Source organism: Saccharothrix hoggarensis, from assembly GCF_052936025.1.
Genome location: NZ_CP193624.1, coordinates 3,946,935 through 3,960,621 on the forward strand (window position 1 = coordinate 3,946,935; position 13,687 = coordinate 3,960,621).

General features: G+C 72.8%; 13 protein-coding genes and 2 pseudogenes. 5 read left to right on the forward strand and 10 right to left on the reverse strand.

Going from position 1 to position 13,687, the window contains the following annotated elements; translation table 11 throughout:
* Positions 1–209: 209 nt before the first annotated feature.
* From ACRAKH_RS18115 to ACRAKH_RS18125, 3 genes and pseudogenes are all read right to left on the reverse strand, one after another.
* Positions 210–893 (reverse strand): annotated as a pseudogene (locus tag ACRAKH_RS18115) (endonuclease I family protein); the annotation flags it as partial.
* 90 nt (positions 894–983) lie between these two features.
* Positions 984–1,442: pseudogene (locus ACRAKH_RS18120) on the reverse strand (DUF6359 domain-containing protein); the annotation flags it as partial.
* Positions 1,443–1,599: 157 nt separating this feature from the next.
* Positions 1,600–2,391 (reverse strand): esterase/lipase family protein, encoded by a 792-nt coding sequence (locus ACRAKH_RS18125; RefSeq protein ID WP_380719683.1) that lies wholly within the window; start codon positions 2,389–2,391, stop codon positions 1,600–1,602.
* A gap of 110 nt (positions 2,392–2,501) precedes the next feature.
* Here ACRAKH_RS18125 and ACRAKH_RS18130 point away from each other — a divergent pair, with 110 nt between their 5' ends.
* Together ACRAKH_RS18130 and ACRAKH_RS18135 are read left to right on the forward strand one after the other, a co-directional pair.
* Positions 2,502–3,149 (forward strand): HemK2/MTQ2 family protein methyltransferase, encoded by a 648-nt coding sequence (locus ACRAKH_RS18130; protein WP_380719681.1) that lies wholly within the window; start codon positions 2,502–2,504, stop codon positions 3,147–3,149.
* Positions 3,133–3,324 (forward strand): CDGSH iron-sulfur domain-containing protein, encoded by a 192-nt coding sequence (locus ACRAKH_RS18135; RefSeq protein WP_380719679.1) that lies wholly within the window; start codon positions 3,133–3,135, stop codon positions 3,322–3,324. The genes ACRAKH_RS18130 and ACRAKH_RS18135 overlap by 17 nt, the downstream gene beginning before the upstream one ends.
* Before the next feature lie 37 nt (positions 3,325–3,361).
* Here ACRAKH_RS18135 and ACRAKH_RS18140 read toward each other — a convergent pair whose 3' ends face one another.
* Genes ACRAKH_RS18140 through ACRAKH_RS18150 form a run of 3 tightly spaced genes read right to left on the reverse strand, consistent with a single transcriptional unit; the run spans position 3,362 to position 6,959 of the window.
* On the reverse strand, positions 3,362–4,381 hold the full coding sequence (locus tag ACRAKH_RS18140; RefSeq protein ID WP_380719677.1) for an iron-containing redox enzyme family protein: 1,020 nt from the start codon (positions 4,379–4,381) through the stop codon (positions 3,362–3,364).
* A complete protein-coding gene (locus ACRAKH_RS18145; protein ID WP_380719675.1) occupies positions 4,378–5,451 on the reverse strand; it encodes a carboxylate-amine ligase in 1,074 nt (357 codons plus the stop codon). The genes ACRAKH_RS18140 and ACRAKH_RS18145 overlap by 4 nt, the downstream gene beginning before the upstream one ends.
* Positions 5,451–6,959, reverse strand: coding sequence for an FAD-dependent oxidoreductase (locus ACRAKH_RS18150; protein WP_380719673.1), 1,509 nt, complete (start codon positions 6,957–6,959; stop codon positions 5,451–5,453). Before ACRAKH_RS18150 ends, ACRAKH_RS18145 begins: the two co-directional genes overlap by 1 nt.
* A gap of 61 nt (positions 6,960–7,020) precedes the next feature.
* Between ACRAKH_RS18150 and ACRAKH_RS18155 the strand changes: the two genes are divergently transcribed.
* Entirely contained in the window at positions 7,021–7,458 is a 438-nt protein-coding gene (locus ACRAKH_RS18155) for a DUF6098 family protein (RefSeq protein ID WP_380719671.1), read from the forward strand.
* 39 nt (positions 7,459–7,497) lie between these two features.
* On the opposite strand, the gene ACRAKH_RS18160 is transcribed toward ACRAKH_RS18155, so the two are convergent.
* A complete protein-coding gene (locus ACRAKH_RS18160) occupies positions 7,498–9,504 on the reverse strand; it encodes a neutral/alkaline ceramidase (protein ID WP_380719669.1) in 2,007 nt (668 codons plus the stop codon).
* Positions 9,505–9,596: 92 nt separating this feature from the next.
* Entirely contained in the window at positions 9,597–10,550 is a 954-nt protein-coding gene (locus ACRAKH_RS18165; RefSeq protein WP_380719667.1) for a GlxA family transcriptional regulator, read from the reverse strand.
* A gap of 172 nt (positions 10,551–10,722) precedes the next feature.
* Between ACRAKH_RS18165 and ACRAKH_RS18170 the strand changes: the two genes are divergently transcribed.
* Together ACRAKH_RS18170 and ACRAKH_RS18175 are read left to right on the forward strand one after the other, a co-directional pair.
* Positions 10,723–11,406 (forward strand): DJ-1/PfpI family protein, encoded by a 684-nt coding sequence (locus ACRAKH_RS18170; RefSeq protein ID WP_447009975.1) that lies wholly within the window; start codon positions 10,723–10,725, stop codon positions 11,404–11,406.
* A gap of 7 nt (positions 11,407–11,413) precedes the next feature.
* Positions 11,414–12,346, forward strand: coding sequence for an FAD-dependent oxidoreductase (locus tag ACRAKH_RS18175; RefSeq protein WP_447009137.1), 933 nt, complete (start codon positions 11,414–11,416; stop codon positions 12,344–12,346).
* Here ACRAKH_RS18175 and ACRAKH_RS18180 read toward each other — a convergent pair.
* Together ACRAKH_RS18180 and ACRAKH_RS18185 are read right to left on the reverse strand one after the other, a co-directional pair.
* Positions 12,343–12,750 carry a VOC family protein gene (locus ACRAKH_RS18180; RefSeq protein WP_380719663.1) on the reverse strand — a complete coding sequence of 136 codons (408 nt, stop codon included), beginning with the start codon at positions 12,748–12,750 and terminating at the stop codon, positions 12,343–12,345. The genes ACRAKH_RS18175 and ACRAKH_RS18180 overlap by 4 nt on opposite strands.
* 95 nt (positions 12,751–12,845) lie before the next feature.
* The gene (locus ACRAKH_RS18185; protein ID WP_380719661.1) at positions 12,846–13,661 is read right to left on the reverse strand and encodes a GntR family transcriptional regulator; all 816 of its coding nucleotides are present in this window, start codon (positions 13,659–13,661) and stop codon (positions 12,846–12,848) included.
* Positions 13,662–13,687: the final 26 nt, after the last annotated feature.

Below are 13,687 nucleotides of genomic sequence, written 5' to 3' on the forward strand. Positions count from 1 at the left end.
GCAGCCTCGGTCCGCGAGAACGCCGCACACGTCGGCAGCCGCCGCCCGTCACACCACTGTCCACATGGGACAGGCATGGCCATTCGGACAACACACGCGTTCGAGGCCCACATCCGACCGTGAGGCCACAGCCCCGGAACGTCGGAACGCCTGCCCTCACCCGCCCGAAGACGGAGGAGGACAGGCGTTCCGGGAAAGACGCCGGGGGCTCAGCCCCAGATCGACGTCGCCCACTCGGGGTGGTCGATGAACGGGTTGCGGTTGCGCTGGAACGTGTCGTAGATGACCTGGTTCCGACGCTTCTCGAACGCGTCCGGCGGGTCCTGCGCGTTCCACTGCAACAACACCGACAGCTTGCCGTGGTACGGCGCCGTGCCGTTGCTGACGCTGTTGTTCATCTCCAGGTTCGGGTAGCCGTCGTTGCCCTCGTACCGCACGGCCATGTAGAAGAGCATCCGCGCGACGTCGCCCTTCACGGCGTTGCGCGGCTCCCACGAGTCCGCGTCGGTGTAGTTGCCGGGCGCCTCGGCGACCGGCGCGCCGCCGAGGTCGAAGTCCTTGTTGCCGCGGGTGGCGTTGACCGACACGTCGGTCGGCCGCAGGTGGTGGACGTCCGTGCCGGGACCGGTCGCCGTGCCGAAGTCGCCGTGCGACTTGGCCCAGACGTGCTCGCGGTTCCAGTCGTCGGGGTCGCCGCCGTTGAGGGTCTTGCTCTGCGAGCGCCCCGTGTACAACAGGATGACGTTGGCGCTGTTGTTCGGGTCCTGGTCGGTGACCTTCAACGCCTCCCACACCTGGTCGTAGGAGAGCTTGGCGTTGGTGCGGATGATGCTGTTCAACGCGGTCTTCAACGACGCGCCGGTCTTGCCCAGCGCGTCGCGGTAGTACGTGTCGTCGTAGCCGCCGCCCGGCGTCGTGGACGACGTGGTGGTGGGGCCCGTGGTGCTCGTCGGTGTCGTGCCGGCGTGCGCGAACGCGGTCGGCGACGTGAGGCCGGGGTGCGAGAAGTACGCGCTGAGCGGACCGGTGACGTCGATGCGCGCGCCGAGCAGGCCGGGGTTGGTCCGCAGGCCCCACTGGGCCCGGAACGCCGACGTGATCTGCACGTACAGCATCTGGCTGGTGCTGGTCTGGCTGGGCGAGTCGGCCAGGGCCAACGCGTAGTCGGACGGGAAGTTCGACCGCACCACGGTGTTCGTCGCGGTGGGCTGGCCGACCACGTACCCGCGGACGGTGGCCGACGCGCCGGTCTGCCGGCCGATGGCCTCGGCGACGGTGATCGGCGTGGCGCCGGCGGCGGCGGTCGGGATCAGCAGGGCCGCGGCGACGGTGACGACGGAAACGACAAGGGCAAGGGGATGCAGCAGGGGTCGTACTCGCACGAAGGTGTCTCCTCCCCGGGTGCGGCGGCGCAGGGTGGCCGCACGCAGGCAGGATCGCACGAAAAATCACTCGTCAGAGTGAATGATCAACGAACATTCATCGTAACGAGACGAGCCGGTTCCCCAGAGTGACCTTTGGTCAACACTGAAGTAATTGAGGCGGCAAAGAACCACCGCACACGTTCACGTTCACGGAGGTGGTCACAGCAGGGCAGCGTCAGCCCGCCATCGACACCGGTTCCGGCGCGCGGTTCGACAGCGCGGCCACGCTCCGATCACGCGTCCACTCGGCCACACGCGGACCGAGGACGCGGTACACCTCCGGGTCCAGCGCCATGCCGGTGTGGCTGCTGCTCACCTCGACGCAGTCGGCGCACGGGTCGGCGCACAGCTCCCACGGCGCGATGGCGTCGTTGCGCGAGTACACCGAGATGGCGGGCACCTCCAGCGGCTGCCCCATGGCGGCGGAGTTCGTGTCGTAGCACGGGCCCGCGAAGCAGTCCTGGTCCACGAGCCCCGGCAGGCCGGCCGCGGACAGGCGGGCGAGCTTGCGTGCCACCCGGACCACGCTCGGGTGCGCTCCCAACTGGTCCAGCACGGGGCTGGCGAGCATCACCAGGCCACGCACCAGTTCGGGCCTGCGCACGGACAGCAGCCGCGACAGCCCGCCACCCCGGCTCTGTCCGAACAGGATCACCTTCCCGCCGGTCGCCTCGGCGTGTGCCTCCAGCCGACGTTCCAGGCGGTCGAGCAGGGTCGTCGTGCAGCCGACGTTGAGGCCGATGCGGGCGCCGATGGGCACGTAACCGCGTTTGCGGAACCAGGTGGCGGTCAGGCGCAGGCTGGCGTCGCCGAAACCGAAACCGGGCACGAGCAGCACTCCGGCGCCGCGTCCCTGGTCCGGGTCGGCGTCCCGCCACGCCGGGTCCGCGAGCAGGCGCGGGATGCCGAGCATCGCGATGAGCACCTGTTCCCTTGCCGCCGCACGCGTCACGTCCACCACGCCCATCCACACCCTCCCTGTCCGGACGTCCGGGCCGCCAGGATTCCCCGTGCGCGGCGGCCGAATCCTGTTCCGCGCCGTCGTTTGCCGCCGAGAACGGCGGGAACCACAGTGCTATGTGGTTGTGGAGGCCGCCGGGCGTGTACCGGCCGCAGGAAGACACGTGGCTGATGGCCGAGGCCCTGGCGGGTGCGGGGATGCCGCGGGGCGGGCGCGTGCTCGACGTGTGCACGGGGACCGGCGCGTTGGCGGTCACCGCGGGGCTGGCCGGGGCCGGCGAGGTGACGGCGGTCGACCTGTGTCGGCGTGCCGTGCTGGCCGCCTGGGTCAACGCCCGGCTGCGCGGCGTGGACGTGCGCGTGCGGCGCGGCGATTTCGGGGATCTGGTGGGCCGGGGCGAGTACGACGTCGTGACCGCCAACCCGCCGTACGTGCCGAGCGTCGCGGTGCCGGACCGCGGCCCGGCGCGGGCGTGGGACGCGGGGCCTACGGGCCGTTCCGTGCTCGACCGGCTGTGCGCGGTGCTGCCGTTGTTGCTGGCGGCCAAGGGTTTCGGGCTGATCGTGCACTCGACGTTGTCCGATCCGGACGTCACGCTGCGGCAGTTGCGCGGCGGCGGTTTGAAGGCGTCCGTCGTGGCCCGCCGGACCGTCCCGTTCGGACCCGTGATGCGCCGCCGGGCCGACTGGCTGGCCCGGCGGGGTCTCATCGAGGACGACCAGGAGCAGGAGGAGCTGGTGGTGATCCGTGCCGACGCCGCGTGACGCACGAGTGGTGACCGTCGTGCCCGGCGGGCCGATCCTGGTGGAAGGGCCCGTCGAGCTGCGGTTGGACGACGGCACGGTGGTGTGCTCGGACCGGTTCGTGGTCGCGGTGTGCGCGTGCCGCCGCAGCAAGCGCTACCCGTTGTGCGACACGAGCCACCGCAAGCGGCACTGACGGCGAGGGCGGTCAGGGGCCGGGCGCGTCAGAGGGGTCAGAGGGGCAGGCGCAACGCCGTCCGCCCCTCTTCCCACGCGCCCAGCAGGTGCTCGCCCAGGCGTTGTTCCAGCAGTTCCGTGCCCTGCACGCCGAACACCACCGACGCGGTCAGCTCCGGTTCCCGGGCGACGAGGTCGCCGATGACGTCCCGGCGCATGACCTGCTCGTGCACCGCGTCCGCCTCGATGTGCTCGGTGAAGAACTCGACGCAGTCGGGGTGGGCGCCCATCCGCTCCAACGCCTTCGCCATCCGCGTCGCGCTGGGCGCGGTGGTGATCTCGGCGGCGGCGAAGTGCCCCACCAGGGCGCCGCGCAACGACCGGTGCAGGCCGCACAGCGACATGAAGTTCACCGTCGCCAGCATCACGGCCGGCGCGTGCTCGAGGTACCGCAGGTAGCCGTCGTCGAGCCCGGCGCCGACGAGGAGGTCCCCGAACAGGCGCGAGTGCATGCGGTCGGCGCGTCCGCCGCCGAACTCGTCGAACTCGACCGCCACCAGCGCGGCCTTGGCCTTGCCGCGCAGGCGTGGGATCACCCACGCGTGCGGGTCGGCTTCCTTCAGGTGGTAGATCGAGCGCAACGCGAGGTACTCCCGCATCTGCCACCACTCGCCCTCGTCCTTGAGGTGGTGGCTGACGCCCACGCCGTCGACCGGTTCGACCAGCAGTTCGCCCAGCACGGCGTCGAGGTCCGTGCCGCCGGGCACGTCGGCGCGCAGCGCGTCCAGGAACACCCGTTCGAGCGCGGCCCGGAACCGCAACAGGCCCGGGTCCCACTCCCACTCGTCCGACACGCCGGCGAAGCCCTGGTAGTGCAGCTCGTAGCACACGTGCAGGGCGAGTTGGAGGTCTTCGCCGTAGGCGTCCGCCTCGACGTGCGAGGGCAGGTCGGCCGCCGGCGGGTCGGCGCGCAGGGCGTTGACGACGGCGCCGGACAGGGGTCCGCGCGGCGTGGGCAGCACGGCCCGGTCCGGGGTGCGGTGGGCGGTGCGGTCGGCCTGGTCCACAGTGGTCATGGCGCTGGACTACCCGTTCCGGCCGGGGTGCACGCGAGCAGATCGACGGCGTCTTCGGGTGAACCGGCGGCACGCTGCCGCTCGGCGCCCGTCCCGTCCGTCAGCACGCGGCTCACGAGCGACCGGACCAGGTCGCGGTCGTCGCCCAGCGCGTCGGACACGTGCTCCAGCAGCGCCTCCACCAGCTCGACCGCGGGCACCTGGCGGCCGGCGAACGGGTCGACGCCCCAACCGGTCAGCCCGTACCGGGCGGCGGACCACACGGCGGCGGCCAGCACCTGCTCGTCCAGCTCCGGCGGCTCACCGGCGGCGCGCGCGGTGTCCACGAGCGCCCTGGTCAGGCCCGCTTGCAGCACGGCGTCGTCCACCGTCGCGGCCGTGTCCGCCGCGCGGACCTCCACGGTCGGGTACCGGGGCGACGGCCGGGCCAGCCAGAACGTCATGCTGCCGTCCACCAGCACCCCGCAGTCGACCAGCCGGGCCACCAGCTCGTCGTGCCGGGCGGCGGTCCGCAACACCGGCGGCACTCCCGAACCGGGGAACCCCGCCTGCTGGAGCATCCGGCCGCTCGCGTACCCGGTATCACGGCCCTGGTCGAACGGCGAGTTCCCGCTCAGGGCCAGCAACGTCGGCAGCCACGGCCGCAGGTGGTCGGCGACGTGCACCGCCGTGTCCCGGTCGGGCACGCCGACGTGCACGTGGCAGCCGCAGCACTGGTAGTCCGTCACCTGGGCCCGGTACATGCCCTCGATCCGGGTGAACCGCTCCCCCACGCTCAGCGGCGGCGCGGGATCGGCCAGGGGCGGCGTGCCGGACGCGACGAGCAGCAGCCCCTCGGCGCGCGCGGCGTCGGCCAGCGCACGGCGGCCCGCCACCAGCTGGTCCCGCAGTTCCGCCAGGTCCGCGCAGACGCCGGTGGCGAACTCGACCTGCGTGCCGATCAGCTCGCGGTGGACCGCCGACCCCGGCGGCAGGTCGCCGACGCGGGACAGCACCTCGACGGCCCGTGCCACCGGGCGACGCGTCGACGGGTCCACGAGGAGGAACTCCTCCTCGACGCCCACGGTCATCAGGCGGGATCACGCCGGGGCAGCGGCTTGGTCGCGGGGCCCTCCAACACCGAACCGTCCACGTCGAAGCGGGAGCCGTGGCACGGGCAGTCCCAGCTGCGCTCGGCCGGGTTGAACCGCACCAGGCAGCCCAGGTGCGTGCAGCGCAACGACACGCCGTGCACGCCGCCCGCCTCGTCGCGGTAGACACCGGCCTTGCCGCTGCCGTCGCGCACCACGCGCGCCTCCCCGACCGGCACCTCGGCGACGGAGTCCACCTCGGCCCGCTTGAGTCGGTCGCCGACCAGGTCCACGGCGACCTTGGCGTTCAGCTTCGCGAGCTTCGGCGTGGCGCCGAGCGTCATCCGGTGCGGGCTGAACCGCTCGGTCAGGCTGTTCGACCGGCCCACGATGAGGTCGGTCAGCAGCTCGGCGGCCATCGTGCCGTTGCTCAGGCCCCACTTCATGAACCCGGTCGCGCCGTACAGCGTGGTCGAGCCCGGCGTGTACGGGCCGATCATGGGCAGGTTGTCGTAGGGCGTCGGGTCCTGCGCGGACCAGCGGTGGGTGACCTCGCCGACGTCCCAGTGCTCGCGGGCGAACGCGGCCAGCTCGTCGTACGGCTCGCCCGGCGACGAGCCGGTCGCGTGGCTGCGGCCGGAGACGATCAGCAGGTCGCCCGACCGCGACAGCGACCAGGTGGGGCTGCCCGCGCTGATGGCGAGGCCGGTCGGCGGCGTGCCGGACTTCAGCGTCACGGCGACGCAGTAGGAGCGCATGGGTTCCAGCCGCGCGAAGTACAGGCCGCGGTCCAGGATCGGGTAGTGCGTGGCCACCACGACCCGTTCGGCGACGACGGTTCCCCCGTCGGTGTGAACGCGGGCCGGCTTGCCGTCCTCGATGCGCTGCACGCGGCTGCCCTCGAACACGCGGGAGCCTTCGCCGTCCACGATCTCGGCGAGGCCGCGCACGTACTTCGCGGGGTGGATGAGCAGCTGGTCGTCCAGCCGCACCGCGCCCGCCACCGGGAACGGCACGCCCATCAGCTCGCCGCGGTCGCGGGACACCGGCAGCCCCGCCTTGATGGCGGCGGTGGCCTCCTCCTCGATGGAGGACAGCTCGCTCTCGTCGAACGCGAAGGTGTAGGCGGGCATGCGGCGGAGCTCGCACTCGACGCCCTCTTCGGACGCCAGCGCCGCCACCCGCTCGACGGCCGCCACGTTGCCGTTGGCGTAGTCGGCCGCCGCGTCGGCCCCGTGCTTCTTCTCGATGGTCGAGTACATTGTGGACTGGAGCGCGGTCACCTTGGCGGTGTTGTTGCCGCTCACCCCGCTGCCCACCCGGTCGGCCTCGACGAGCGCGACCCGCAGTCCCGCGCGCTTGAGCAGCAACGCCGTGGTGACACCCGTGATGCCGCCGCCGACCACCGCCACGTCCACCGAGGTCTCGCCGGTGAGCGCCGGGAACCGGCCGTGCGGGATCGCCTCCGACCACAGCGAGTGCCGGGCCGTCGTCGTCGCTTCCGTCATGTTCTAGCTCATACCCGGGACTTCCGTGTTCGAACCTCCGCCGGCGCGGTAACCCCGGCGCATGCGCACCTTCGCCGATCTCGCCGACCTCGTCACGTTGGTAGAGGACCGCGCGCCCGCACGCGAGCTGTACGTGCGCTGGTCGCAGGGGCCGGAAGCGGACAGCGACCGGCGCAGCCGGGACGGGCTGAGCGGCGTGCGGCTGCCGGGCCTGTCCGCCAACTCGCTGGCGATCGAGCCGTGGTGGGGCGACCGGCCGCTGCGGCTCTGGGTGGCGCGCCGCCTGCACGACTACCGCCACCTGCGGGAACGCCGTGGTCCGGGCACGCGGCCGTGGATCCTGGAGGGCACCGAGGTGGGCCGCGGGCCGGACAACGAGCCGCTGGTCGAGTGTGGTCACCCGATCGGGTGGATCGCGGACGACGTGCTGGAGGAGTGCGAGCGCCTGGTAGACGAGCACGCCGCCACGAACTGGGGCCCGCTGGACCGCGAGGGCTAAGCCCTTTCCGATACCGGCACAGCCGGGAACCCCGCGGCGCTAGCCGACGGTGAACGTCCTGGTCGCGCCGGTGAACGCGGTGATCCCGCCCGTCCACCCGCTCTTCCAGTTCCCGTGGTGCACGAGGCGGTAGGCGCCGGCCGGCGTGTCGGCGGGGATCGTCCACGTGACGGTGGCGTTCGAGTTCGCGACGCCCTCGCGCTGCCAGCGGTAGCGGGTGGACCAGTCGCCGTCGTCGGCGTGCCGGGTCCACCGGCCGTCCACCAGGCGCTGGACCTCCAGGAACGTGCCGTTGCGGCGCAGGTCGTTCTTCGGGTGCCCGGTCACGAACACCGCGGTCGCGGTCTGCCCGCGCGCGTAGGCCGGGGCCGGCTGGGTGAGGACCTGGCCGAACTGGTGCCACGGGGCCTTGTCGTCGAACACCACGCCCGTCTGGAGGTTGATGCCGGTGAACGGCGGCGTGGTCGGCGTCGCGCCGGGCGCGAGCGGCGTGCCCGTCCGCAGGGAGGCGGCGAGCTTGCCGAACTCCTGCTGGTACGCGGGCAGGGTGTTGCGGCCGAACAGCGTCGACCCGCCCTCGTACTGCTGGAGGTCGTACTCCTCCGGGGTGGTGACGTACTGGCTGTAGTCGTTGGCGTAGCCCTGTACCAGCACGTCCTCCAGCGGCACGCCCGCCTCGGCGGCCACCGTCCGGCGGATGCGCAGGCCCGCGACGATCGTCACCTCGCCGGGCACGGCGACCAGGTGCAGCTGTCCGATGCGCACGATCTGCAACGGCAGGACGTTCGGCGTGGCCTGCACCAGGCCGGTCGGCACCAGCGACGCCTTCGGGTACTGGCAGTCCCGCAACCACTGCGGCACCTCGACGTCCAGCGGCTCGAACAGCGCCTTCCACGGGCTCGTCATGCCCTCGCCGAAGCCGGGGATCGCGGGACCGTCCTCGACGCTGCCCGCCATCGTCGACGCGCCGACCACGCCGGGGCACGTCGTGCCGGGCCGTCCGTCCGTCGTGTGCCGGCCGTCGACCGCGACCGCCGACATGTCGACGAACCGCATCCGGTGGTCCACTCCCCCGGTGACGGGCGTCTGGGGACCGGCGAACACCTGCTGCGCCTTGCGGTTCTGCCGCTCGCCGATGATCCGGGTGTTCTCGACCTCGTCCTCCGTGGGCCCCGATCCCGGCCGGAGGTTGAGGTTCGGCGACATGTCGCCGGCGTTGGTGTTGGGGAACGCGGCGACGAAGCCGGGCCGGTCCTCCAGGTAGCGCACGCCGCGGTCGTCGTGCTCCCACTGGTAGGACGCGTAGCCCTTGTTGTCCGGGCTGATCAGCGTGTTCTTGTTCGTCATGGACGTGTTGTGGGTGGCGAACCAGCTGATCGCGCCGACGTCCTCGCCGTTCTGCCGGAACCGCAGCACGGTCATGGCCGGGTCGATGGCCAGCGGGAAGTGGCCCTTGTCCGGGTTGCGCTCGAACGCGACCCGCGACCGGTTCACGCTGGCGTCGGTCAGCTCGCCGCGGCCCAGGGACAGCTCGCCCGGCTTGAGGTCGTCGTGCGCCCGCACGATCGACTCGGTGATGCCGTCGGTGATCGCGGCCAACGTCTGAGGCTGCAGGCCGAGGATCGACAGGTTGTAGGCGAGGTTGTGCGAGTAGCCGCCGGGGCCGGCGTGCGTGTGGGTGGCGGAGAGCAGCACGTTCTCGCGCGTGTAGAGGGCGCCGTAACGGGCCTGGAGCTTCGCGAGCACGGCTTCCTGCACCGCGCGGAAGATCATCGCCAGGTCGGCGTTGACGTACGCGACCCGCTTGCCGGTGGCCTGGTCGACGACGACGTACGCCCGCGACCGCTGCCGCTGGTGGATGCCGGTGGTCTTCTGGTCGAACGCCGAGTAGCCCATCATGCCGTTCTCCGCGGCCGGGCCCGTGACGTCGGAGATGCCGCGCCCCACCAGGTACGGCGGCACGGCCGCGTCCGCCGTCGGCAACCCGACCACGACCAGCGCGGCGACCAGCGCGGACGCTGCTAACGACCGTCGTGAGACCGGCATCCGCACTCCCCGAGATACGCGAAACGTATTCACTTTCGTTCGACCGTAGGTGATCCACGCCACGCGGGCAAGCCGCCGAACCGCTCAGCGGGTCAGGCGTGGGCGTGTCGTCGGAACGCGGCGCGGTAGGCGTTCGGCGTCGTGCCGACGATCCGCTTGAAGCGGTCGCGGAACGCGGTGGACGAGCCGAAGCCCACCTGGCCCGCGATCCGGTCCACCGGGTGCGCGGTGGCCTCCAGCAGGTGCTGCGCCTGGCGGATGCGGGCGCGGAGGAGCCACTGGAGCGGCGTGGTGCCGGTCTGCTCGCGGAACCGGCGGTTGAGGGTGCGGGTGCTCAGGCCTGCGTGGTCGGCGATCTCCTCCAGCGTGAGGTCTCGCGCCGCGTTGTCCTCCATCCACCGCAGGAGGGGTTCGAGGGCGGAACCACGCGGGGCCGGCGGCTGGTCGTGGACGATGAACTGGGCCTGCCCGCCCTCGCGCTCCAGGGGCATGACGGACAGGCGGGCGGCGTCGGCGGCGACCGCCGAGCCGTGGTCGCGGCGGATGAGGTGCAGGCACAGGTCGAGCCCGGCGGCGGCGCCCGCGGAGGTGAGGAACTGGCCGTTGTCGACGTAGAGGACGTCCGGGTCCACGTCGATCGCCGGATGCCGTTCGGCGAGCGCCGCGGCGGCCAGCCAGTGCGTGGTGGCGCGCTGCCCGTCGAGCAACCCGGTGGCGGCGAGGGTGAACGCGCCGGTGCAGATCGAGGCGATGCGGGTGCCGCGGGCGGCGGCTTGGCGCAGGGCGTCGCGGACCTCGTCCGGGACGGGGGCGGTGGGGTCGGCGCAGCCGGGCAGGACGATCGTGTCGGCGTCGGCGAGGGCGGCGAGGCCCCACGGTGGCTGGAGCGTGAACGCGCCCGCGTCGACCGTGGGCGTGGCGCCGCAGACGCCGACCCGGTAGGCGGGACGGCCGTCGGGCAGGCGGGTGCGGGTGAACACCTCGATCGGGGTCGCCAGGTCGAAGGGGATGACCTGGTCGAGCGCCAGCACGGCCACGGTGAGCATGGCGACACCGTAGGCGTCCAGCGTGTGCCAGCCAAGGCTGTGAGCAGTGACTTTGGGCGTCATCCCTGGTCACAGCATTGGCGAGAATCCGTGGAAGGTTGGCATTCCAGCCAGTTCCGGCGGGCGGTGGCCGTGGTTAGCGTCGCGGGACACCCACGAGTTGGAGGACCTGGTGCTGGCGCAGATCGTGTTGTTCGACGGTTTCGACCCGCTGGACGTCATCGCACCGTACGAGGTGCTGGGAGCCGGCGGCGTGATCGCGGGTGGGGCGTTGGAGGTCGAACTGGTGTCGGCCGAGGGGCCGCGGGAGGTGCCGAGCGGGATCGGGCCGCTCTCGTTGCGGGCGACGGCCGCGCTCGACCCCGCGCGGGCCGGCCTGGTCGTCGTGCCCGGCGCGGCGGGCCGCCTCCCGGACGGGCCGGACGACGTGCCGGAGGACGGTGTTCAGGCCCGGCTCGCCGCCGCGGCGCGGACCGGACTGCCGGCCCTGGTCGGGGAAGCCCTCGACCGGCCGGGCGTCACCGTCGCCACGGTGTGCGGCGGTTCGCTGGTGCTCGCCCTCGCCGGCCTGCTCGTGGGCCGCACGGCGACCACGAACCACCTGGGCCTCGACGCGCTGGCCGCCACGGGCGCGCAAGCCGTCGCCGCCCGCGTGGTCGACGACGGGGACCTGGTGACGGCCGCCGGCGTGACATCAGGGATCGACCTGGGGCTGTACCTGCTGGAACGCGAGCTGGGGCCGCGGATCGCGCACGAGGCGGAGCGGCTGTTCGCGCACGAACGGCGGGGCACGGTGTGGCGTGACGTCGGGGTCGCGCCGGTCGGCCGTTCCGGGGCCGTCGCGGGAGCGGCATGATGATCGGATGAAGGTGACCGTCATCGGCGGCGGGGTGATCGGGTACACGTGCGCGCACGAGTTGGCGCGTGCCGGGCACGACGTCACCGTCCTCGCCGCCGACCCGCCCGACCGCACCACGTCGGCGGTGGCCGCGGCGGTGTGGTTCCCGTACGAGGCCGCACCGGCCGACGCGGTGCTGCGGTGGGGCGCGCGGTCGTTGCGGGCCTTCACCGAACTGGCCGCCGACCCGGGGACGGGCGTCTCGCTGCGGTCGGGGCTGGTGCTGCACCGCACGGCGTCGCCGGACCTCTGGTGGACGGCGGCCGTGGCGTCGGCCGAGACGGTCCTCGACGGGCTGCCCCACGGCGTGCCGAGCGCGACGCGGTGCACGTTGCCGGTGATCGACATGGGCCGGTACCTGCCGTGGCTGGTGGCTGCGGCGGGCGTGCGCACGGTGGTCGGCGAGGTGCGGGACCTGGCCGACGTCGAAGGAGCGGTGGTCGTGGCCGCCGGGTTGCGCTCCGGCGGGCTGCTGGCCGACGAGGACGTGACGCCGGTGCGCGGCCAGGTCGTGCGGCTGGCGAACCCCGGCCTCACCGACTGGCTGATCGACGACGACAACCCGGCCGGGCTCACCTACGTCGTGCCGCGGGACCACGACGTGGTGTGCGGCGGCACGGCCGAGCGCGGCGCGTGGTCGGTGGACCCGTCGCCCGGGGTGGAGACCGCGATCCTGACCCGCGTGCGCGACCTGGTGCCCGCGCTGCGCGACGCGGCCGTGGCGAGCCGGGGTGTGGGCCTGCGCCCGGCGCGGTCGGCCGTGCGGCTGGACCGGGTCGAGCGCGACGGGCGCCCCGTGGTGTCGTGCTACGGCCACGGCGGCGCGGGCGTCACGCTGTCCTGGGGGTGCGCCGCGGAGGTGGTGGCGCTGCTCGGGCGGGACGGTGGACCGGTCTAGGAGCCGGAGATGTTGACCATCCAGCCGATGCCGAAGCGGTCCTGGCAGGCGCCGAACTCGTCGCCCCACATCTGCTTCTCGAGCGGGACGGTGACGGTGCCGTCGGCGGACAGCTTCTCCCAGTAGCCGCGCAGCTCGTCGACGTCGTCGCCGCTGAGGCTGATGTTGATGTTGTCGCCGGGGTTGTGCGGCATGCCGGGCGGCGTGTCGGCGGCCATGAGGGTGAAGCCGTTGTCGGTCTCCAGCATGCCGTGCATGATCTTCTCGGCTTCCGGGGCCTCGGGGCCGCTGAACTCGCCGAAGGTGTCGAGCCTGAGGGTGCCGCCGAAGACGGATTCGTAGAACTCCATCGCCTCCCGGGCGTTGCCGGCGAAGCTGATGTACGGGTTGAGGCGGGATGCCACGGGGTCCTCCTTGGTCGTGCCGGGTCCATCGAGGAGGCCCCATCGTCGCAGCACAGGGCGTATGCCGCAGGGCGACTCGCACCCGTCGCCGACGGCTACTGGACGTCGCCGGTGGTGGCCGAGCGGACCGGGCCGGCCGACGACAGGTCGCCCGGCGGGATGCCGGGGTGGTGGCCCTCGCGGGCGCCCGGCGAGGGCGCGGTCGGGGCGAGGGAGAGCCGCGAGACGATGCGGTAGCGGTCGCCCCGGTACAGCGAGTGGACGTACTCGACCGGGCGGCCGGTGGTGTCGTTGGTCAGGCGTTCGAACAGCAGGGCGGGCGCGAACACCGGCACGCCGAGCAGGTCGGACTCGACGTCGTTGGTGACGGTCGGCTCGATGGACTGCACCGCGTCGCTGACGTGCACGCCGTGGTCGGCCAGCCGGTCGTAGAAGTTGCCCGACTCCATGTCCTCGACGGTCAGGTCCGGGGCGACGGCGACCGGGACGTGCAGGTGCTCGATCGCCATCGGCGCGCCGTCGACCAGCCGCAGCCGGGCGATGTAGGTGATCTCGGCGGCCGGTGACACGCGCAGCTTGCGGCCGACGCGCGCGCCGGCCGGGATGCGGGCGTGCTCCAGGACGCGGCTGGTCCACGCGCCGCCCGCCTGCGGCAGGGTCATGGCCCGGTCGCCGGACACGAGTTCCTGGGTGATCTTGGCCGGCGCGACGAACGTGCCCCGGCCGTGCTGGCGGATGAGCAGGCCGGTGTTGACCAGTTCGGCCACCGCCGAGCGGAGCGTGGGCCGGGAGACGGACAGCTGCCGGCACAGCACGCGCTCGGCCGGGATGGGCACGCCCGGCGGGTGCGTCTCGATGAGTTCGAGCAGGTAGTCGCGCACCCGCTCGCGCTTGAGGATCGGTTCGGCCATGCCGCCTCACTTCGTCTTGCCCTGTC

Bases quoted from the DNA above. Each gene is read 5' to 3' on its own strand.
- ACRAKH_RS18160 (WP_380719669.1), bottom strand. From the start codon at position 9,504: ATGCCGGTCTCACGACGGTCGTTAGCAGCGTCCGCGCTGGTCGCCGCG.
- ACRAKH_RS18155 (WP_380719671.1), top strand. From the start codon at position 7,021: ATGCGCACCTTCGCCGATCTCGCCGACCTCGTCACGTTGGTAGAGGAC.
- ACRAKH_RS18125 (WP_380719683.1), bottom strand. From the start codon at position 2,391: ATGGGCGTGGTGGACGTGACGCGTGCGGCGGCAAGGGAACAGGTGCTC.
- ACRAKH_RS18175 (WP_447009137.1), top strand. From the start codon at position 11,414: ATGAAGGTGACCGTCATCGGCGGCGGGGTGATCGGGTACACGTGCGCG.
- ACRAKH_RS18140 (WP_380719677.1), bottom strand. From the start codon at position 4,381: ATGACCACTGTGGACCAGGCCGACCGCACCGCCCACCGCACCCCGGAC.
- ACRAKH_RS18165 (WP_380719667.1), bottom strand. From the start codon at position 10,550: ATGCTCACCGTGGCCGTGCTGGCGCTCGACCAGGTCATCCCCTTCGAC.
- ACRAKH_RS18185 (WP_380719661.1), bottom strand. From the start codon at position 13,661: ATGGCCGAACCGATCCTCAAGCGCGAGCGGGTGCGCGACTACCTGCTC.
- ACRAKH_RS18130 (WP_380719681.1), top strand. From the start codon at position 2,502: ATGTGGTTGTGGAGGCCGCCGGGCGTGTACCGGCCGCAGGAAGACACG.
- ACRAKH_RS18145 (WP_380719675.1), bottom strand. From the start codon at position 5,451: ATGACCGTGGGCGTCGAGGAGGAGTTCCTCCTCGTGGACCCGTCGACG.
- ACRAKH_RS18150 (WP_380719673.1), bottom strand. From the start codon at position 6,959: ATGACGGAAGCGACGACGACGGCCCGGCACTCGCTGTGGTCGGAGGCG.